This window comes from Pseudomonas sp. SDT291_1_S447, assembly GCF_054070155.1.
On the sequence record NZ_JBSVXS010000075.1, the window covers coordinates 1 to 21,401 of the forward strand.

Annotated in this window: 14 protein-coding genes; 1 reads left to right on the forward strand and 13 read right to left on the reverse strand. The window is 58.3% G+C overall.

The features are described 5' to 3' along the window. Positions 1 to 61 precede the first annotated feature (61 nt). The 5 genes from ACW9IR_RS20385 to puuE all read right to left on the reverse strand — a co-directional run bounded on the left by ACW9IR_RS20385 (position 62) and on the right by puuE (position 4,569). Complete coding sequence (locus ACW9IR_RS20385) at positions 62 to 1,372, reverse strand: urate hydroxylase PuuD (protein WP_457464899.1); 1,311 nt, start codon at positions 1,370 to 1,372, stop codon at positions 62 to 64. A gap of 51 nt (positions 1,373 to 1,423) precedes the next feature. Next, positions 1,424 to 1,927 (reverse strand): ureidoglycolate lyase, encoded by a 504-nt coding sequence (locus tag ACW9IR_RS20390; RefSeq protein ID WP_108226901.1) that lies wholly within the window; start codon positions 1,925 to 1,927, stop codon positions 1,424 to 1,426. Positions 1,928 to 2,047: 120 nt separating this feature from the next. Then, positions 2,048 to 3,043 (reverse strand): allantoicase, encoded by a 996-nt coding sequence (gene alc, locus ACW9IR_RS20395; RefSeq protein ID WP_007913974.1) that lies wholly within the window; start codon positions 3,041 to 3,043, stop codon positions 2,048 to 2,050. 87 nt (positions 3,044 to 3,130) lie between these two features. Continuing rightward, positions 3,131 to 3,646, reverse strand: a complete 516-nt coding sequence (uraD, locus tag ACW9IR_RS20400; RefSeq protein ID WP_093441657.1) for a 2-oxo-4-hydroxy-4-carboxy-5-ureidoimidazoline decarboxylase — start codon at positions 3,644 to 3,646, stop codon at positions 3,131 to 3,133. Then, a complete protein-coding gene (gene puuE / locus ACW9IR_RS20405; RefSeq protein WP_038366990.1) occupies positions 3,643 to 4,569 on the reverse strand; it encodes an allantoinase PuuE in 927 nt (308 codons plus the stop codon). The genes uraD and puuE overlap by 4 nt, the downstream gene beginning before the upstream one ends. A 420-nt stretch (positions 4,570 to 4,989) precedes the next feature. On the opposite strand from puuE, the gene uraH reads away from it, so the two are divergent. Beyond that, positions 4,990 to 5,343 (forward strand): hydroxyisourate hydrolase, encoded by a 354-nt coding sequence (gene uraH, locus ACW9IR_RS20410; protein WP_008080901.1) that lies wholly within the window; start codon positions 4,990 to 4,992, stop codon positions 5,341 to 5,343. 143 nt (positions 5,344 to 5,486) lie between these two features. Here the strand turns inward: uraH and ACW9IR_RS20415 are convergent, their stop codons facing one another. From ACW9IR_RS20415 to ACW9IR_RS20450, 8 genes are all read right to left on the reverse strand, one after another. Continuing rightward, complete coding sequence (locus ACW9IR_RS20415; RefSeq protein WP_457464903.1) at positions 5,487 to 7,262, reverse strand: hypothetical protein; 1,776 nt, start codon at positions 7,260 to 7,262, stop codon at positions 5,487 to 5,489. 284 nt (positions 7,263 to 7,546) lie between these two features. Then, on the reverse strand, positions 7,547 to 9,466 hold the full coding sequence (locus ACW9IR_RS20420; RefSeq protein WP_457464905.1) for a hypothetical protein: 1,920 nt from the start codon (positions 9,464 to 9,466) through the stop codon (positions 7,547 to 7,549). A 43-nt stretch (positions 9,467 to 9,509) separates the two neighbouring features. Beyond that, positions 9,510 to 11,174, reverse strand: a complete 1,665-nt coding sequence (locus ACW9IR_RS20425) for a hypothetical protein (RefSeq protein ID WP_457464907.1) — start codon at positions 11,172 to 11,174, stop codon at positions 9,510 to 9,512. 285 nt (positions 11,175 to 11,459) lie between these two features. Then, positions 11,460 to 13,130 carry a hypothetical protein gene (locus ACW9IR_RS20430; protein WP_457464909.1) on the reverse strand — a complete coding sequence of 557 codons (1,671 nt, stop codon included), beginning with the start codon at positions 13,128 to 13,130 and terminating at the stop codon, positions 11,460 to 11,462. 258 nt (positions 13,131 to 13,388) lie between these two features. Then, positions 13,389 to 15,254, reverse strand: a complete 1,866-nt coding sequence (locus ACW9IR_RS20435; RefSeq protein WP_457464911.1) for a hypothetical protein — start codon at positions 15,252 to 15,254, stop codon at positions 13,389 to 13,391. Positions 15,255 to 15,423: 169 nt separating this feature from the next. Then, the gene (locus ACW9IR_RS20440) at positions 15,424 to 18,957 is read right to left on the reverse strand and encodes a calcium-binding protein (protein ID WP_457464913.1); all 3,534 of its coding nucleotides are present in this window, start codon (positions 18,955 to 18,957) and stop codon (positions 15,424 to 15,426) included. A gap of 228 nt (positions 18,958 to 19,185) precedes the next feature. Further along, entirely contained in the window at positions 19,186 to 19,815 is a 630-nt protein-coding gene (locus ACW9IR_RS20445; RefSeq protein WP_016982883.1) for a LysE family translocator, read from the reverse strand. A gap of 89 nt (positions 19,816 to 19,904) precedes the next feature. After that, on the reverse strand, positions 19,905 to 21,254 hold the full coding sequence (locus tag ACW9IR_RS20450; RefSeq protein ID WP_007914003.1) for an NCS2 family permease: 1,350 nt from the start codon (positions 21,252 to 21,254) through the stop codon (positions 19,905 to 19,907). Between the last annotated feature and the right edge of the window lie 147 nt (positions 21,255 to 21,401).

Below are 21,401 nucleotides of genomic sequence, written 5' to 3' on the forward strand. Positions count from 1 at the left end.
CGAGTCCCATCAGAGGAACGCGATCTCTGTGGGAGCGAGCCTGCTCGCGAAGCTTTGTTGCTTAGTTGGTCTGCGCTCCCTGGGCGATCCATGCACCGATCAGGTCACGTTCCTGCTGGGTCATCTGAGTGATGTTGCCCAGTGGCATGATCTGCGTGGTGATGGCTTGCGCCTGGATGCGTGCCGCGTTCTGACGAATTTGCTCAGGGGTGTCGAGCATCACACCCGCCGGAGCTGCGCTGAACAACGGACTGGTTGGTTTGGCCGAGTGGCAAACCGCGCAGCGTTCCTGGATCACTGTGTGCACTTTGTCGAAACCCGGGCCTGCGTTGGAGGCTTGCGCCGGTGCTGTTGCAGGTTCGGCAGGGGCTGCCGGTGCCGCTTCAGCCGGTTTCAAACCACCACCCAGTGCCGTTTCCGGCAGCGGTTGGTACTCGATTTTGGCGGGTGCCTTGGCCACTTCCGGCGCGGTCGACATCGGCATCGGGCCGGTGACGTAGGCCAGACTGATCATGCCCACCGCCGCAACTGGCAGCGTCCAGGCAAACTTGTGGCTGTCGTGACGGGTGTTGAAGTAATGACGCACCAACACCGCCAACACCGCGATCCCAGCGAGGATCAACCAGTTGTACTGGCTGCCATAGGTGCTCGGGAAGTGGTTGCTGATCATGATGAACAGCACCGGCAAGGTGAAGTAGTTGTTGTGACGCGAACGCAGCAAGCCTTTGGCTGGCAGCGCCGGGTCCGGCGTGCGGTTCTCGGCAATCGCCGCGACCAGTGCACGTTGCGCTGGCATGATGATGCGGAACACGTTGCCGACCATGATGGTGCCGATGATCGCGCCGACATGCAGGTACGCACCACGACCGCTGAACACTTTGCTGAAGCCATACGCCGCGCCGATGATCAGCACGAACAGAATGAAACCGAGCAGAGCAGGGCGTTTGCCCAGGGCCGAGTCGCACAGGAAGGAGTAGATGAACCAGCCGATAAACAGCGAGCCGATACCGATGGCCACGCCTTCAGGGCCGCTCAGGGTGCTGCCCGGAGCCAGCAGGTAGAGCGTTGGATTGGAGTAGAACACCACGCAAAGCAGCGCGATACCCGACATCCAGGTGAAGTAGGCTTCCCATTTGAACCAGTGCAGGTTCTCCGGCATCGCCGGCGGGGCCAGTTTGTATTTTTCCAGGTGATAGATACCGCCACCGTGGATCGCCCACAGGTCACCGGCCAGGCCGGTTTTCGGGTTGACGCGGTTGAGGTTGTTCTCCAGCCAGACGAAGTAGAACGACGCGCCGATCCAGGCCACGCCAGTAATCATGTGAACCCAGCGCACGCTCAGGTTCAGCCATTCCAACAGATGTGCTTCCACAGTCTTTACCTCTCGCCTGTCACTCTTGTTGTCGAGTGATCAGACCTTCTCTTATTGGTGGGGGGCGAGGATCAAACGCTCATCCTCTTTGAAAAAATGCTCATCGCAGTTGTTGCCTGTGCCACTGCGATCAACCACCAGGAAGTCATCCCGCTTTTCGATCGTCAGCACCGGGTGGTGCCAGACGCCGCGATGGTAATTGATGCCCTGCCTGCCGTTGGTGACGAAGGCGCGGACCAAGCCTGATACAGGTTCATCGCCAACTGGCGCGACCACGATCAGAAAGGGGTTGCCGAGCAGCGGGATGAAAGCCTGGCTGCCCAGCGGATGGCGTTCCAGCATGCAAACGGTCAGCGGCATGTCCTGCGCGTCGGCGCGGAAGATGCTGATGATCGCGTTGTCCTCAGGCTGAGCGGTTTCGACCGTCGCCAGTTTATGGAAGCGCATGGTCGAACCGTTGTTGATCATGAAGTGATCGCTGCCGTCGGTTTCGATCACGTCACCGAAAGGGGCGAAGGCTTCTTTGCTCAGCGGTTCAATCTGTAGTGTGCGCATGCTGTTCTTCTTATCCGAATTCTGTGTTGACTGTTTTGATGCCTTCGCGAGCAGGCTCGCTCCCACAGGGGAATGCATTCCAAATGTGGGAGCGAGCTTGCTCGCGAATGGCTTCACTGCTTATTTAGCGACCTTGCCCAGTACACGCAGGCGGCTCACACCACCATCCGGGAACACATTCAGGCGGATGTGGGTGATCGGGCCCAGCGCCTTGATCTGCTCGACGAAGGTGTGTTCGGCGTGCATTTCCAGCTTCTGGCTCGGCAGCAGTTCACGCCAGAACAGCGACTGGGTTTCGATCTGGCTGTCAGTACCGCCCTTGACGAATGCGCCCTGGATCGAGCAGGTGTCCGGGTAGTTGCCTTTGAAGTGAAGGGTGTCGACGACGATCTTCTCGATCTCGCCCGGGTGACCCAGCGCGACGATGACCCAGTCATTGCCCGGCGTGCGACGACGTGCGGTTTCCCAGCCGTCGCCCATGTTGATGCCACGGCCCGGGTTGAGGATGTTGCTCATGCGGCCGAAGTGTTCGTCGGAGCAGGCGAGGGCGCGGCCACCATTGAGGGCTGCTGCCAGATCGACTTGCTCGTTATCGCCAACCGCCGACCAGTCGCGGAACGGAATGCCGTACACGCGCAGACGGGCAACACCGCCGTCCGGGTAGATGTTGAAGCGCAGGTGGCTGAACGCTTGGTCGTTGCTGATTTCGTGGTAGTGGTGGCTGTTGCCCTGCAGCTCGACGGCCGACAGCACTTCAGTCCACTGAGTGTTTTCATCAGGCTCGCCCGAGGCCAGGAAGCACGCTTCCAGAGAGGCCGATGGCGGGAAGTTGCCGGTGAAGAATGAAGTGTCGATGTCGACGCCTTTGATCGAGCCCGGTACGCCCAGACGAATCACAGCGCTGTCGAAGCCTTCGAAGCGCTTGCGGCGCGATTCCCAGCCGTCCATCCACTTGCCGTTGTCATCGAACACGCCCTCCTTCCATACGGCCGGGGTCGGTTGGAACAGACGATTGGCGTCTGCGAACCAGTCATCGGTGACCGAGATGATTTTGGTGCCCAGACGGGCATCGGCCAGGTTGACGAATTTTTCGAAAGGTACGGCGTAAGCTTTCATTCTTCTTGTCTGCCTTTAAAAAAGTGGCTGGGGATGCTTGCAAGACCCTGGGTACTCTCCGCGTTTGATGTACTCGGGTCAGGCTTGCTAAAGAGTCAGTAAACGGAACAGGGCAATCTTGTTGATCTCCGCCAGCGCGCATTTGAACTCGGTATCTTGCGAGTTGTGAATGCGCGTTTCGAACGCCGCGAGGATCTGATGCCGGTTGCTGCCTTTTACCGCCATGATGAAGGGAAACTTGAACTTGGCTTTGTAGGCGTCGTTCAGCTCGGTGAAGCGCTGGAACTCTTCGGCCGTGCATTGGTGAATACCGGCGCCAGCCTGTTCATTGGTGCTGGCTTCGGTCAGTTGGCCCTGGACGGCAGCTTTACCGGCCAGGTCCGGGTGAGCGTTGATCAGTGCCAGTTGACTGGCGTGATCGGCGCTCAACAGGATGTCGCTCATGCGCTGGTGCAGGGTTTCGATCTCGTCGATCGAGGCATCTACGCCCAGGTCGTAGGCCTTCTCGGCCACCCATGGCGAATGTTCGTAGATGTCGGCGAAGGCATTGACGAAAGCGTCGCGGCTCAGGGTCGACGGTTGCAGGGTTTGAAAGCGGCTCATTGGGCGGCCCCTTGGTACGGCTGGGTTTCGTGCCAGTGACGCGCGATGTCGACGCGACGGCTGAACCACACCTGTTCATGACTTTTGGCGTATTCGATAAAGCGTTTGAGCGAAGCGATGCGACCCGGACGGCCGATCAGGCGGCAGTGCAGACCGATCGAGAGCATTTTCGGTGCTTCAGCGCCTTCGGCATAAAGCACATCGAAGGCGTCTTTGAGGTATTCGAAGAAGTCGTCACCCTTGTTGAAACCCTGCACCTGGGTGAAGCGCATGTCGTTGGTGTCGAGGGTGTACGGGATCACCAGATGCGGCTTGCCGGTCGGGTTGTTCGGTTCCCAGTAGGGCAGGTCGTCGTCGTAGGTGTCGCAGTCGTAGAGGAAACCACCTTCTTCCATGACCAAGCGACGAGTGTTCGGGCCGGTGCGGCCGGTGTACCAGCCCAGTGGGCGCTCACCGGTGATTTCGGTGAGGATGCGGATCGCTTCGAGCATGTGCTCGCGTTCCTGCGCTTCGTCCATGTACTGGTAGTCGATCCAGCGATAGCCGTGGCTGCAGATCTCGTGGCCGGCATCGACCATCGCGCGGATCACGTCCGGGTGGCGCTGAGCGGCCATGGCGACGGCGAAGATGGTCAGCGGAATGTCGAATTCCTTGAACAGTTTCAGGATCCGCCAGACGCCGGCGCGGCTGCCATACTCGTAAAGCGATTCCATGCTCATGTTGCGCGCGCCTTGCAGCGGCTGAGCAGCAACCATTTCGGAGAGGAAGGCTTCGGATTCTTTGTCGCCGTGCAGAATGTTGCGTTCGCCGCCTTCTTCGTAATTGAGTACGAACGACAGGGCGATGCGGGCATTGCCCGGCCAGTGTGGGTGAGGAGGGTTACTGCCGTAACCGATCAGGTCGCGTGGGTAGTCAGCGCTCACTGCAGTCTTCCTTCTTGTTCGTTGACAGATTTGTGTGGCGGCCTGGCAGGCTGGCGTCACAGCGATGGGCTGATTGTATACAACTTTATTCGCAATTTGTAAGCCTGAATTTTCGCATTTTTCACCGACTGTCATCTTTTCCTGCTATTGGCGTAAGCCTGCAAGAAACCTGCCTGACCAGTCAGCTAATGGATAGGAGGTTCAATGAATAGGCGTGTTGCTGGCAGAACACGAGGAAACCCCCGAATGGCGGGGGTGATGTGAAAAATGTCGTTTTTATTGTGTACAATTTTTTTGAAAAGTGTCTTAATCAATCGCTCGCCGCAGCGTTTCGTGCTCCGAATCGGTGCGGTCTCCTTTTCAACTGACTTCGGGAGGCGCGAAGTCTGACTGCTCTTTGCGGCCAGGCGCGCAGAATCAATGGGACGTTTGACAACACACGTTTTGGACGCTGCACACGGTTGCCCGGGCAGTTCGATCAAGGTCGAGCTGTACCGCGTTGAAGGTTCGCAACTGGAATTGGTCGCCAGTGCTGTAACCAACAGCGATGGCCGGGTCGATGCGCCGCTGCTGCAAGGCGATGATTATCGTACCGGCGTTTATCAGGTTCAGTTCCACGCGGGCGATTACTACCGCGCCCGTGGCGTTCAGTTGCCGGAACCGGCCTTTCTGGACGTGGTTGTGCTGCGCTTCGGCATTTCTGCCGAACAGGATCACTACCACGTGCCATTGCTGATTTCGCCTTACAGCTATTCCACGTACCGGGGCAGCTGACCCCCAAGCAGCTGCCCCCACCGGGAAGCGACTGCGCATATAGCTTCTTTGGTCTTTCGCCCGCTCACACTGCGGGCTTTTTTTCGTCTGCGTCGGGCTGATGTCAGACTTGGCCAGGCTTAAGGCTTGAACCGAAGCGATCGTTATTTTTGGCGGAAAACAAAAAGACTCGGTTGGCCCGAAGGATCTCTTTCCAGACCGCCCATCAAATATACGACCTTGTCTTCGGCGAGTGCTTTGTTCAACAGGGCCTCGTCGGAAGGCTCATGTTTGTTGACCAGTGCTTTGGTTCGCAGCCAGTTCGTGACATCGAAATCCAGGTAGTTGCCCTGCATCAAGGCCGGGAAGCGCAGGATGAATACAAGGTCGACACCTTGCTGCTGAATCATCAACGCATCTTGCTGGGCCGCCGATCCCCGAAAGCTATAGGAAACCTGATAACCCTGTTCCGTCAGAAGGCTCTGGAACAGGGTTCGCAGTTTTTTGCTGCGATACTCGTCGTTGATCTTGCGCAAATGCTGAGGCACGCGCTGCAAATCGAAGTCGATACGTTGCAGGCCTTCGGCGAATCCTGACGGTTTGGCAATGTAACTCTCGCCGGGTCGGGAAAGCGCAGGCAATAACAACAACGGGTCGACCAGATCGTATCGGCTGACTTTTTGATCCCACATGTTTTGCGGCCTGACTGCCCAATACTGGAAGGTTTCAAACAAATCGTTCAGCCCGTAACCATTGAGCGTTTCGGCGTGATTGGCGCGATTGAACATGGCGCGGGCGACGGCACTCGCCGAATGATCTGCCATGTATGGAAAAGTATCGGCCACGTACTGCGCGAGGGGTTTTTTAAATGGAGGGCCAGCGACGACCTCCCATTTGTCGTTGACCGGTATTCCCCATCTTTCCTTCAACTTCACTGCGCCCTTGGGCTGCAACTGCGGGGTGCTGCGTAACATCTGCTCGAAAGCCTCGAAGCCTTCGGCGGCGAACAGTGGGGGTTTGATAAAGACCAGGGCGTCAGTGGCATGTCCTGCCTGCGAAACGATCGGATAGTGTTGTCCGTCGATCTCGATAGAGTCTCCGGTGCCTGGTTTTACGGCGCTTCCCCAGGCATGCCAGTCGCTGGCAGATGACACAGGAGCAGAGGGCCCGGTAGCGTCCGGTTCAGCCTCCAGGCGTGGCCGTTTGCTTGGCCCGGCTGTCGGCTCCTCGGCGGCGGGGGCTGGTCGGCGATTGTCCGCTTGCGCCGCGCCGCCGACCTTGCGACGCCAGAGCGTTGTTTGCGGTATCTGCTCGACCAGATCGCCGGTTGACCGCTGTCCGGACCACGCCAGTTCAAACTGGCCATCATCGTTGCGGCGCACCATGGCAGTGCCTTCTGCCATGTTGATGTAAGCATTTTTGTGCTTGTCGTAACGGATACCGTTCGTGGTGTCTGGCGCAATGGTCAGCAGCGCCGCCAGGTGCGGGGGCAGAAAGAGTGACGTCTGGGAGGGGGGCGCGGGTGCCAGCACTGGCGGTAACCGGGTTTCAGACGTTGGCGGGCGGGAATACCAGTCGGCCTCGAGACGCCAGCGTGGCTGACCGTCGATTTTTTTCAGTAGGGGAGGCGTTACACCCGGAGCGGCGGGCCAGGGAATCTGCAAGTCGCCATCGACGTTGTGTTCGGCGCGGTAATAGCCACCTTCACCAAGATGCGCATAAAGGTGACCTTCGGGACTGAAGAACAAGCCGTCCACGGATTCGTGCGGTCGCAGCAGATGATTCTGCAAGGCGGGCCAGGAAATCTCCCTGAGTTTCGCATTGAGGTCGGTAGTCACTGGATCGGTTATGTACGTCACTGTTACTTGTGGGCTTGTATCCCTCCCTGAACTTGCGGTGGGAACGTTGTCGAGGAACGAGGCAAGCAACGGGCCAGGCATAGGGCCAATCATAAGGGCGGGCGAATGGGGCGGCCCCTGATCCTGCACCGGTCGGGTCGTAGAAGCATCAGGCGTTCGATTGCCCATCGGGGGCTTGGGTGGTTTAGTCATTGGCGTATCTCTAAGTGATCGATCGTTGAATGTTGTCGGGCCATCGGTTGATTGAATGGGCCGTGCAGCGTTTGTTGCCGGGTGCCTGTAACGGTCGTCCCGCAGGCAACAAATGGCCATCGTCGCCTTGCGACGTTGGGTTATTTCATTGGTTGTACTTGTCCTGAAAGGACTCAGCCCTCCCTGACGATAAACAGCGTTGCCAGACGTTGCGTGCGTTTATCAATGCCACCCAATAGATGGACCAGCCGCTGTTCCTCTCTATAAGTGGCCAATGTTTGCTGTTTTTCACCCATACGGATTTGCAGGTCGGTATCACTCCAGGCAATCCCGGGCGTTGCGTTGCGCTGTATTTGCTGACCGCTGACTGCAGGGAAGGTCAATACAAACAGGCTGTTGATCTTTTCCCGGTGGAACAGCAGCGTGTTTTCACCAGTGCTGAGCGTTGCAGGCTCGAGGCGGTAGCCGTTTTTCGTCAGTACGGCGCTGAACAGTTTTCGCAGTTCAGGTGTCGCCGGCAGCACGGCATGATCGATCCAGAGCTGAGCAAATTGCCCCGGATCGAAATCCAGTCGCTGCAAACCTTCACCCAGCGAAGAAGGAAGCGCTGACGACCGTTGGGCCTCATTCAAGGGCGGCAGTTTGCGCAACAGGCAAAGTGGCTCGGCCAGATCCTGTCGCTGCACCTTGTTGTTCGTCCGGTCGGCCCAGAAGCGCAACGTCTGATTCAATACCGCCAGACCGTGGCCGTTGATGATTTCGGATCTGCTGGCCTGGTTGTACATGGCTCGGGCGAGGCAACTGGTCGATTCCTCGGTGAGATATTTGAAATGGGCTGAAATGTATTGCGTCAGCGGCAACTCGAACGGCAAGCGCTGGCCCAGAACGCTCCATCGATCATTGATCTTGACCACCCACCGGGGTTGCAAGGCGGGGTCGGTGACAAGCATGCGCTCGAAACTGTCATACAGATCCGGTGAAAACCGTGGGTGTTTCATATAGGCCATGGGGGTGTCGGCGATTAGGGTCTGAGTCACCACCGGGTAATAAAGGTTGTCGATTTCAACGTGCGTTTCCAGCGGCCAAGGGGTTGTCTTGCCCCAGTCGCGCCATGCCCCATGAGACAGATCAAGCGTGCCATCGCTGGACGAAATCAGGCTTTGGGCAAGTGCCTGCGTATCGCTGGCACTGTCTGCGTCGTTGCCCATGAACGACCGTTTACCGGGGCCAGGTGCGGAGTCGGTCGGCGTTGCAGGTCGGCGCCTGTCCTGACGTGGATTGTCGTGGCGGGCAGAGGTTTGCGGATTTTTTTGCCGCCAGTAGAGCGTTCCGGGCATCCGTTCCAGAAATACGCCAGAGGGGTGGCGATCTGCGGCGGAGGTTTGCTGATAATCGCCCTTGTCATTTTTCGCCACCATGACCGTGCCTTCGGCTGTGTCCACATAGGTTTTTCGGTACCGGTCATACCGAATCGCATCGGGTGAGTCTGTTGCTGGAGAAAGCCGGGCCGCCAGATGCGGCGCCAGGTATGTCGGCGTGTGACCGGCAATCGGGCCAGGCGGGGGCGTGAAGGGGGCTGGTCTGCCTGAGTTTTCGACAAGCCAGTCCGGGATCTCGAAACGCCACAATGACTGGTCCCTGATTTTGCTGACGAACGGGCCGGGCACTCCGGGGGCGAAATCGAAGGGAATCTGATAGCGACCGTCGGATTGGCGCTCGACCAGCAAATGGCCTTCGTTTTCGACAGCGGCATAAATCCTGCCATCGACGCTGATGGACAGGCCGCTGTCGATATCCAGAGGAATCAACAAATGCAGGTTTTCAGCGGGCCAGGTGAGCGAGCGCAACGCAGTATTGGGTGACAATGGACGGTGGGCAGGCAGGTCGCTGACCAGCACCGATGGTGGGGGTGTCGATTCGCCGGTCGGCACATGGGGCGTGAGGTCAGCCATGCGCTGTTCACCCACCCGCACGGTGTCGATAGCCGCGCCAGGGACGGGACTGATATCAGCCGACTCCGCCGCCGGTGAACGAGGCCCCGTGGTGGAATCGGCCACGGCGGTACCCGGGATTTTTTTTGGTGGTTTGGCCATGCAGGTCATTCTCGATGGGGTTGGTTGGGGATGGACATGGCGCTCAACCTTCTCTGACGATGAACAGCAGCGTCTGCTGCGCAGAGACGGTTTGCGTGCCGCCGACCAGATAAACGACCTTGTCGGGTTCGAGCATTTGCCGCCATCTGGATCGCGCCAGGCGGGCCCTGAGTGTCGGTACCAGCAGTTCGTCGCCAGGATCGCTCCTGCGATTCACCCTGCCGTCCGGGGTGCTTGGACGCAGACGCAAGACGAACACCACGTCCAGAGTGCTGCGCTGAAACAGCAAGGCATCCTCGCTGAACAGTCGACTGGTGCGATCCACGGCATAACCGTTGTCCTGCAGAAGCTCGCTGAATAACGCGCGCAGGCTGGAGCCTGGGGCGTGCACGGCCTCACGCCATCGTTGTTCGAACATCCGGGTATCAAAGTCGATGCGTTCCAGACCCGTGGCAAAGGGCGAGGGCAGCAACAGTGTCTGTCCATTCAGATGGGCGGAGGGTTGGGTGGGCAACACGGGAAGCATCATCAGCGGGTCAGCGAGCTCGCGTCTGGAGGCGAGGGCAAGGGTTCGGTTTTCCCAGTGATAGAAGGTGTCGAACAACACGCGCAGTCCATCACCGTTGATGACTTCGCTGTGGTTGACCTCGTTGAACGCTGCTCTGGCGATGGCGCTCAAGGAGTGGTCGGCCAAGTACCGGAAAGAGGTGGCTACAGACTCAGTCAGCGATTTTTCGAATGACGGGAGTTCCACCACTGTCCATTGGTCATCTTTCCTGATGGCCCACTTCGGTTGCAGTGACGGATTGTTCTTGAGCATCTGCTCGAACGCGTCGTATCGACCCGGACTGAACAGCGGGTGTTGAAGGAAGACCAGGGTAGTGTCAGGCAGTACGCGTTGCGGCACGATCACGTAGTGCTGACCGTCTATGTCTATGGAGTCATGCCATTCGGGTTTGAGGGTCATCCCCCAGTGCCGCCATTCCCCGGCAGACGTGGCCGGTGCCAGCGGTCGGGCATCAGCTGTCGTCCCGGATATTGACCCTGTGTCGTCTGGTGTTTGCTCCTCTGCCAGGCGGGGACGTTTGCCGGGTGCGGGCGAACTTTCGTCGGCCTCGCTCGCAGGCCGTTTGTGCACGGGGTGCGGTAAATCATGCTGCGATGATGATTGCGGCGTTTTTATCCGCCACTGTCCGCTGCCCGGAATCTGTTCAACGTCTGCGCCGAGCCAGTTTCGTTCGTGGGCGGAAGCCTGCCGGTAGTGCCCCTCGGGTTGCCGACGCACCAGACAGAGCGTGCCGTCTTCCATCTCGACATAGGTCGCTCCGCGTTTGTCGTGACGGAGGCCGTCCGGGCTGGCCGCGGTATTTCTTGTTCGCCAGTTGGCCTGGTCGGCTGTGAGATGACTGGGCAATTCGCCGCCTGATGCGCCTGCCCTCGCACGATCTGCCTCGGCGGAGAGCACCGCTCGATCAACCGAGTCGGGCCTCCAGAAGGGCTGGCCGTCGATCTGTTGCAGAAACGGGCCGGGCTCCCCCAGAGACGCAGGCCAGAAAACTCGATAACGCCCGTTCGTTTGACGCTCGACTTGCAGGTAACCCTCGCCGATGACCTGCGCATACGTGCCGCCCTGCGGGCTGTGAAACAGGCCATTGTCGATCGCGCGCAACATATGGGTATTGGCAGCGGGCCAGGTAATGGAATTCATATTGCTCTCCAGCAACCTGGCAATCGATTCAGGCGATGCGTTGACCACTACCGATGGCAGGCGAGCGGTCGCGTCTGGTGCAGCATCTTCCGATGGCTCTGGGGGGCGGAAAGCGTTGCCTGCCGCGAGATCGGGAGTGTCGGTGCCGGAACGGGAGCCCGCGGACTGATTCGATCCCGGTCTCGGCGGGGTCGACAAGGCGTCGGACGGCGTGGTCAGTGGAATTGGCTTGGGTGGCTTCACCATCCTTGGTGCTCCATTGGGTTATTGGGTTACGAACGGCTTTCAGCCTTCTCTGACGATGAAGAAACTCTTTTTGCCCGGCCCGGTTGGTTGCACGCCGCCCACCAGATAGATGACCTGTTTCTGGGCCAGGTGAATGTTCAACTCGCGCTGGGCCGCGGGGGTCAGCCTTGCCTGAAACGCAGAACCGGAGATTTCGCTGCCTGGTAACGTGGGGCGAGGAATCGAGTGACCGGTGATGCGCGGCAGTTTCAACACGAACACCGCAGCGACGCCTTCGCGGTGAAAGATCAATGCGCCTTCCTGCAATGCGCGCGAGGACGGATGGAGCGTGTAGCCGTTGTTGCGCAGAAGCGTGCCGAACACGTTGCGCAGATTGGCAGGGGTGGGTGCTACTGCGTATTCGGCCCATTCACCGGGAAACTTCTGTGGATCGAAATCGATCCGCTGAAACCTATGCGCGTTGGACGGGGGCAAGGAAAGGAGGCCGCCGGGATACAGTGGGTCGGGTTGTACCGACAGTCTGGGCAACAGCATCAACGGGTCGAGAAGGCCGCGTGTGGTCGGCGCTTCGTTATTGATGCGGTCGTGCCAGTGCCGAAAGGTCAACACCATCATCGACAACGCATGGTTGTCGAGGGCTTTGGATTGTCTGCTGTGATCGAATACCCCGCGTGCGAGGGCGCGCTCGGTATGTTCCGACAAATATTTGAAGGCACTGGAGACGTATTGCGCCATCGGCATTTCGAACGGCAAATGGTTTTCCACGACGTGCCATTGGCCGTCGCGCTGGATTGCCCACTTCGGCTGATGTGAAGGCTCATTGATCAGTACGTGTTCAAAACCGTCGTAGCCCTCGGGCGAAAATCGCGGATGTTGTACGTAAACCAGGCCGGTGTGCGGTTGACCGCCAGTGGAGACAATCGAGAAGTGGGCGCCGTCTATTTCTATCGAGTCGCCCTGTTCCGGTTTGCTGGTTTTCCCCCAGTTTTTCCATTGGCCAGCAGACAGATCCAAAACATTCGGCTGTCGCGAAATCAACGACTCCATCAATGCGTCTGCCCGAGCGGTGTCGGCCTGTTCATGACGCGGCCGTTTGCTCGGCCCCGCCGTTTCAGCAGGCGGGAGCACTGGATCTGCCTGCGGACGTTTTGCCGTCGTGGATGTCGGCTCTACTCGCCGCCAGAGTTTGCTGGCGGGAATCAGTTCAACCTCAGCGCCAAGCCAGTTTCGGTCATGGGCCGAGGCTTGCCGGTAATGCCCCTCGGCTTGTCTGCGCACCAGCCAGAGACTGCCGTCCTCCATATTGATATACGACGCACCACGTTTGTCGTGACGAAAACCTTCCGGCGTGTGCGGGGTATTCATCAGCAGTGCCGCCAGCTCAGGTGCGATGTTGATGTTGCCGGCCCCCTCCACAGCACCTGCGTGCGGCGGCGTCGAGTCTGCTGCTCCCGGCGCCGCTTGCGTGGGTTGGACGAGTGAATGGGGCAGCGGATCGGGCAGGGCGTTGACGATGACGCTTGGGCGCTGGCCGGGCACATCGGAGACGATCATCGCTGGGGATGAACCCGGCGTCGGACTCCCGCCTGCCGTGTCGGCGATGGAAAGCCCGGTGCCTGCGCGCGTATCCGCCGGGGTGTCTGGTCTCGGCGGAGGCAGTGATGTATCGGCTGACGTTGAAGCCGGAATTTTCCTGGGTGGCTTAGCCATTGAAGTGCTCCGATAAAGCGGCATCCGAGGCTCTGCAGCGGACGCGCCAAAATGATCAGGCGAACTTGCGCCGCAACGATTCTGAAATCGCGCGGCGGGTTTCAAGAGCACTTATGTTCGGCAATCGGCAGTCGTGGCGTGCGGTATATACGTCTTGCTTTGTGGCCAGATGATGCAAGGCATTTCAGTGATATCGAAGAGTATCTGTGGCCGCTTGGGAACCCTCGATACGCGAGACACAAAGGTTCCCGGCGGGCTTCAACGCTCTCTGAGAATGAACACCGAATCGGCGGCCGACTCGGTCTTCAGCACGCCGCCGATCAACCACACCAGGTTCTTTTGCGCCTCGGCGCTCGTCAGCGCGAGGTGCGCGGCACTGCCGATGCGTGCGGGCAGATCCGGATCGGCCAACTCGGTACCCGGCAGGGTGTTATGCACCACCATTTCATGGTTGAGCACCCCCAGTTTCAGGAAAAATACCGTCTCCTGATCTGCGCGTTTGAAGACCAGCGCCGGTCTGCGGTGATCGTGCGTCAGCGGGAAAACGTCATAGCCACTGCGGATCAGCAGGGCGCCGACCAGACGCCGCAGGTTGTAGTCAGAAGGGTCAGCCGAGTAGTGCCGCCATTCGAACGCGAAATGCTGCGGATCGAAGGTGAGCCTGTGCAGTTCACCCTCGATCTGCGGGAGCAGTTTGATGACTTTCCTGCCCGCGATTTCGCTGGTGGAAGCGACGGGCAACAGGTTGAGCGGGTCGGCATAGGCAGGCACCGTGGGGAAGGGCTTGTGGTTCCACTGATGCAACACGGCCTGTATGTTCATCAGTCCGGTGGCCGTGATGGCAGGTGGGTAATCCGACAGTTCGAACAGTCTTCTGGCGACAGCCCGTGAAGTGAACGCGGAAAAATCCACGAAGGTCTCGGCGACGCACTGCGACAACGGCTTCTCGAAGAAGCGTTTGCCCGGTCGCGCCTCGCCCGGCTCATACCCGATGCGAAAGGTTGCAACCGGCTGCAAGTCAGGTGCGTCGCGCAACATCTGTTCAAAGGCATCGAAATACGCCGGTGCAAACTCCGGGTGCTGCAGGAAGTACACCTTGGGAAGCCGGTTGGGGGCCGTGCCGATTGGCACGATCGAGTAATGAAGCCAGCCCAATTGCACCGACTCTCCCGATGACGGTGGGTTCAAATGTCCCCACGGCAACCAGAAATATGGTGTTTGATCCGCGTCAGCGGAGGTTGGCTGTTCCGGAATCGCGCCTGCGTCGAGCCGTGCTCGCTTGCCTGGGCCAGGCTGGGCAGCGTCTGACTCGGCAGTGGGACGCAGGCCTGATGGCGAGGGGGTCTGTTCAATCGGACTAACCGGGACTTTCCGGCGCCAGAGTTTCGTGCCCGGAATCATCTCCACCTCGGCACCGGAGGACGATCGTTCGCTGGCGGATATTTCCTGGTAGTGCCCGTCGCGGCGCTTGCCCACCAGAACCATCCCCCCTTCCATTTCGACGTAGGCTTTATTGTGCTTGTCGTAACGGATTCCGTCCGTCGAAATTGCCGGCTCCAGCAGAGCAGTCAATTGAGGGGCAAGGTAGGCGGGTGAGCGTGAGGTGGGGGCGGACTCGGCCGAGATCGGTGGTGATTGCCAGCCAGGGCGTTCGATACGCCAGCGTGGCTGGCCGTCGATTTTCGCCAGGACCGGCCCGGGAACCCCGGGCGCGAAGGAGAGAGGTACGTGGTAGATCCCCTGTGCGTTCTGCTCGACCTGAAAGCGGCCTTCCGTACCTATTTCTGCGTATATGCGCAAATCCGGCCCCTCAAACAGCCCGCTATCCGCGGCTCCGAAAGGCGCCAGTTCCGCATAGCGACTGCGCGGCCAGGCGATTTCGTTCCTCGCCGATTCGACGGCCGGTTGCGGCATGTCGCTCACGATCACGGCGGGTCGACTCAGATCAGCGTCAACCTGCACATTCGGTAAATGCGCGATGGGCGTCGGATCGCCAGGCAGTCGCAAGGTGGAAGGGCCGGCTGCCTGAAGACGATTTGTCAGGGGCTCTGCCTCGGGTAGTCGTGTGGTAGCGGGTGTATCGGTACTGGCGGAACCAGCGACTTTCTTTGGGGGCTTGGCCATGAACAACATCCTGTTGATAGGCGTTTCTGAATAAGGAAATGATCTGTTTGCATTCGCCGGACGCACGCGCTGCCAGCCCCGATGACTCGGGCCTGGGAAGGTTTCGAGGCGTCAGTGATCGTTTCTTGTGGATGATGCAGATTTGTCGGGCGTTACCCGGCACGGAGGCTCACGCCGCCGGAACCTCGATCAGTGGAGGTGCCGGGGTTAACAGGCTTGGTCGTTGATGCGTGCAATATCTGAAAACCTGCAGTTGCGAGTAATCGATGACTCGACGCTTGTCGCTATCCAGGATCCATCGCCGCATCGGCAAGCTGTAACTCAGTGTCCCGGGCTCATTGTCGGCCAGGGCGATGTACCTGACTTTCAACACTTTGTCGGCGACCGATGCGAATTCGTCCGGCAACGCCGCCGTCGCATCGGGCTCTTCAAAGAACCGCGCGTCCAGTCCATCCTGATACACCCAGTCAAAGGAGAGGTCGACGATGTGGACGATGCCCTTTTCGGTGATCACACGCACCTGGTCGATGAGGTCTTCGCTGTCGTAAGTCGGCAGGTGAATAACGCAGGTGCCGATTTGCAACTGGTTGTTTTCGAGGGTGATGTCGACTTTGCCGAGTTCCGTGGCGTCCAGGTCCCAGGTGGATGCAAATGGCAGGCGCAGGCTGGAGCTGGCAAGGGCGCCCGGCGTACACAGACGGATATGCATGTTGGCGGCAAGGTGAACCAGATATGTCGAGCCCTGGCCTTCCAGTGTGTCCAGCCCGGGCTGGAGCGCATAAGCGTAGAGCTTGGCGCATCCGGCATTGGCCTTCAGTTGGTACGGCTCATTCTGCGCCAGATCGTAGGCGTAGTCGCCGGGCAGCTGTTGCAGCGGGAGTGAAATCGGAGTGGTCCATTCGGTGAAGGCATACACGGCAAATTTTGCATCAGCGGGTTGTGCCTCGGTTTCCGGAGTCAGGCGTAAATTCGCTGCGACGCCATCCTTGAAGACCAGTGTCACTTTATGATCGAGATAAGTGTCCATGGCTCTCAGGATCTTCAGCAGATTCATCGGGTACATGCCGCCACGCTTGGTCGAGTAGCCTTTGATGAGTAACGATTTATCTGCAAAGTGGCAGGACAGATCACACCCCACCACCAGGTCGCCATTGGCGTCGGATATTCTGGCGCCGAAGCGGGCCTCGACTTTGCTCAGTTCTGCGCTTGAATAGTCCACAAACAGACGGGTTACCGAATTGCGTTTTTTCGCTAGATAAAGCGTGGTCAGGTCATGGGTTTTCGGGATGAACAAGTCCAGCGGCCTGTCGTCTTTGATGATATGTGTATCGGCGTTAAGAATAATCGGACCTTGTCGTCTCCCGACTTTGCTAATCACTGCATGTACATCAATGTTCTTGTTGTGTTCGATGGTTTCCGGCAAGTCCGGCACCAAGTGAAAGTCATCCTTGGTGATAAACGTCAGCTGATTGTTTTTCAGCGTGAGCCTGCCATCCACTTGCTGATAAATGTCATGGACGGAAACAACATTCCTGGGCATCTCATAAAAGTCGAATCGTGATGTGATTACCAGGCTGTTTTCTTTGATGGCCCAGCTTTCAATCTGATCCGCTCGCCAGTTCAACGCAATAACGCTGGCCTGTTCACCGTCCTCGAAGATGGCCAGATCGCCAGGGACGTGGGCAATGATGTAAGTATCCATTCCCGCGTTTCCGTGTGCAGAGGCCCCGGTGTGAGACAGGACTATCTGGTCATCGCCACCGCCTGCGGTGATCGTGTCCCTGCCTTGGGATCGGATGATATTGGGGCCGTCCGTACCGTTGACGGTTGAAGTGGCGCCAGGCACGGTCTCAATGTTCTCAATACTTTCGAGCAAACTATGGAAGGTATGTTTTTTCCCGTCCTCTGCTTCACTGTCTGTCACGCTGACATGCAACGTACCGTATTGCAGGTCGACGTCATAACCGGAGCCTTCAGGCAATCTTGAGATGTAGTTGCCTTCCAGCACCAGCGTATCGTTGCCAGAGCCGCCCCTGATCTTCGAATACCCGGGCACGTCGGCGCCCGTCTCGATCAGCTTCCCGGCCGCTTCGAAGACAAACCGGTCATCCTTTTCGCCTCCCGTGAGATCTTTTTTTCCCGCGCCGTAATGAACCGTGTTGGGTTTTTCTTGCACTCCTTTGATCACGTCTTTACCGTCGCCGATGAACCATATGACGCCTTTGTGCGCTGCGGCGGTTCCCAGTTCTGCGCCGGGAGTATCAGGTGTGACGCCGTCTCGGGCATCGATCGTGTCATCCCTGCCTTTGATTTTTGGCACATCGACCGTTTGCCAGCTGTCCTGCTTGGTCCACCAGTTTCTGATCAACCTGCGGCTCGGCTCGAGTTCTACTTCGAATGCACCGTTGACGACAGCTTCGAGCTTTTTCTCCCAGGTCCCATCAAGCAATCTTCGGGCGGTCCGTTTTAATTGCCGGCTATGTTCAACCGTGGCTTTGGCTATGGAATAGCGGTCCTGGACATCTTTGTCGGGACTCTTTCCCACGAACGAAAACCAGCCTGTACGCCAGCGCTCCTCGTCGGTGAGTTCGATGTAATCATCAATGTCATCGACGATCCGTACGGCGCCATAAATCTGTGAGCCGACGGCAAGCAACGCACCAGCGAGAAGGCCGACCGGCCCGGCGAATGAAAAACCGGCCAGTGCGGCCAGGCCGAGAATCACTGTCATGCCGGCACTGGCGATACTCAAGCCAGCGCTGACGTAATGGTCTATGGCCTCTTTGCCTTTTGCATTGTCGGCAGCATTGAATGACCTGACGGCGGTATAGATATCGAAAGGCAGCGTCAGGGCGCCACCGACCAGGCCTCCGGAGCGGCTCAACCTGATCGCAAATCGGGTTTTGACAAAGTCGGTGTAGGCACTGTGTCCGGCTTTGAGCATCTGCGTCGCGGACCGGGTCACGGCGATATCAACGGCAATGGAACCCAGCTCGGAGGCGAGGCCGGTGGTGTTGATCACGATCTCGTCGGTATTGTTGGTTCTTATCCCGTCATAAATTCCGCGCAAGCCCATGTAAATTCCAAACCCCTGAATACCGAGGCTCGAACCCAGCGTCGTCGTACTTTTGGCGATATTGACCCAGCGATGTGTTTTTCGGGGTAATTGCGCGTGTCTGAGATCGAGTCTCTGTGCCGCATTCAAGAGTTTCTGCAGTTTGCCGCGATAGCCGTCCGCATCGATCTCCTCGCCAACTGCTTCTTTCATTACAGGAGGCGCCGTCAGTGGACGTCGGCTGGCAACTTCGAATAGCAGCGACGGTAATAAATAACTGTCTGTACCCGCCGATTGCCGCATCTGCAGTTCGACATTGGCCGGGTTGAACTGTAACGAGTTGATGAAAGAGCGCTTCGGTGTGCGGAAAAAAGTGTTTCGACCGTTCAAGGACTGACCGTCGATCGTGGCGCCCAATATATCGAGGGAAACGCGGGTCACCGACAGCGAACCAATCTCGATCGGACCGAACAAGTCATCGACCATTTTCAGTTGAGCGGTCTTTGCAGGGTTTTTAGGCAGCGCTGAATTGTCCGACTGACTGTTCAGATCCAGAGTCGAAGTTGTTTTTTCATTGGTATGAATATCGATGTCGTTAATGACGACGGTGTCATGGTGTATGACGGAGTCTTGAATCAATGTGGCCATTTGAACATCCTTGTTCAGGGCAATTTGTTGTACGGAATAGACGTGATGTTATGAGCAAATCCTTGTTGCTGTACATCGATGGGGTATTGCGATGTATTACGATTGGACGCTAATCAGGCCGGGCAATTAATGCCGCTACGCAGTACCGGGGATGAGAAACCACCCTGGATATTTAAATGCTCAGGGTGGTTGTCATTGGCGGTTGTTCAATGCACGGGTTTATTTCAATCAGTGGCTGCTGAGCAAAGACGCGGCGCCTGCTCCACCAAACAAACCGGCGCTGATCCGGTTGAACCAACTTTGTCCCTTGCCGCTACGCAAGTAGCGCGCTGCACCATGGGCGCCAAGGCCGTATGCCAGCTTGCACAGCAGATCCAGCACGGTCCAGGTAGCGATCATGACCAGTAACTGCGGCAGGAATGGTTGCTCGGCGTTGAGAAATTGGGGCAGGAAGGCGGCGAAGAACAGGATGTCTTTCGGATTGCTTGCACCCAGCACGAAGGCGCGCCCGAACAATGCGCGGAAGCGTGGCACGGCCGCTGTTTGCGGGACTTCGGCACCCGTCGATGGCTGGCGCGATTGCTGCCAGCTCTGCCACGCGAGGTAGAACAAGTAAAGAGCGCCGACAATTTTAAGGGCGCTGAACAGCTGTTCCGATGCCAGCAGTAGCGCGCCCAGGCCCAGCGCCGAGGCACTGAGCAAGCAGATCGATGCTGTTACCCCGCCAAGAAACGCCGGGTAAGAACGGCGCAAACCGTAATTCAGACTGTTGCTGATCATCAGCAGTGACAGTGGCCCCGGAATGAGGATCACCACCAATGCAGCGCCGCTGAACAGCAGCCAGGTTTCCAGACTCATCACTTTCCTCCTTTTTTGTTGGTATCGAGAATGTGCAAAAGCCCCACCCGCGAGGGTGAGGCCGTTTTGAAGCTTGAACCGCGGGCCGCTTACAAGAAGATGAACTTGGCGATGAAGATCGCGCAGAGCACCCACAGGCTGACGGAAATTTCCTTGTACTTGCCGGTACCGGCCTTCAACGCCACGTAGGTGATGAACCCCAGTGCGATGCCGTCGGCGACCGAGAAGGTCAGCGGCATCATGATCGCGGTGACGATCGCCGGAATGGCGTCAGTCGCTTCATCCCATTCGATGTGGGCCATGCCGCCCATCATCAGCATCGCCACGTAGATCAGTGCACCGGCGGTGGCGTAAGCGGGAATCATGCCGGCCAGCGGTGCGAAAAACATTGCCGCTATAAATAGCACACCTACGGTGACTGCGGTAAGACCAGTCCGACCACCAGCGGCTACGCCGGCAGCACTTTCTACATAGCTGGTGACAGGTGGAACACCGACCACGGCGCCGAATACGCTGGACGCACTGTCGGCTTTCATCGCCCGGGAGAGGTTTTCGATACGGCCGTCAGCGTTGACCAGATTGGCGCGCTGGGCGACGCCCATCAGCGTGCCGGCGGTGTCGAACATGTGCACAAAGAGGAAGGCCAGCACCACGCTGATCATGCTGACGTTGAACACGCCGGCAACATTCATCGCCATGAAGGTCGGGGCCAGGCTCGGTGGAGTCGACATGATTCCTTCGTAGTGCACGATGCCCAGGCCCCAACCGGCCAGGGTCACGGTGATGATGCTGATGAGGATTGCGCCGAAGACACGGTGATAACTGAGGATCGCGATCATCAGAAAGCAGATGGCCGCGAGCAGCGGACCAGGCTCGCGCAGGGAGCCGAGTTTGATCAGCGTCGCCGGACTATCGACGACGATGCCGGCGGTTTTCAGACCGATCAGGCCAAGGAACAGACCGACACCGGCACCCATTGCAAAGCGCAGGCTGACCGGAATGCTGTTGAGCAGCCACTCACGAATCCGCGAGAAAGTCAGAATCATGAACAGCACACCGGAGACGAACACCGCGCCCAGCGCAGTTTCCCAGTTGTAGCCCATGGTGCCGACCACGGTGTACGTGAAAAACGCATTGAGGCCCATGCCCGGCGCCAGACCCACCGGCCAGTTGGCGTACAGGCCCATCAACAGGCAGCCCAGTGCAGCGGCGATACAGGTGGCGACGAAGGCTGCACCGTGGTCAATCCCGGCATCGGCCATGATGTTCGGGTTGACGAAGATGATGTAAGCCATGGTGATGAAGGTTGTCAGACCGGCAATCAACTCGGTCTTCACCGTGGTGCCATGCAAGCTGAGTTTAAACAGACGTTCCAGCAGGCCACTGCGTAATGGTGGCGAGAGGTCCAGCGTCGATGCTTCGGATTTGCGGCTTTCCACAGCGAGTACTCCTCAAGAGTTTTATTGTTATTTCCAGGGCCGGACCCATGAGGGGTGGCAGCGGCCCTTTGAGGCATACGCGAATTTGTTGACCATGCGGTCAGGAACTCGCACGCTGTGGATTATGCTTTTGTGTACAAATAAAGC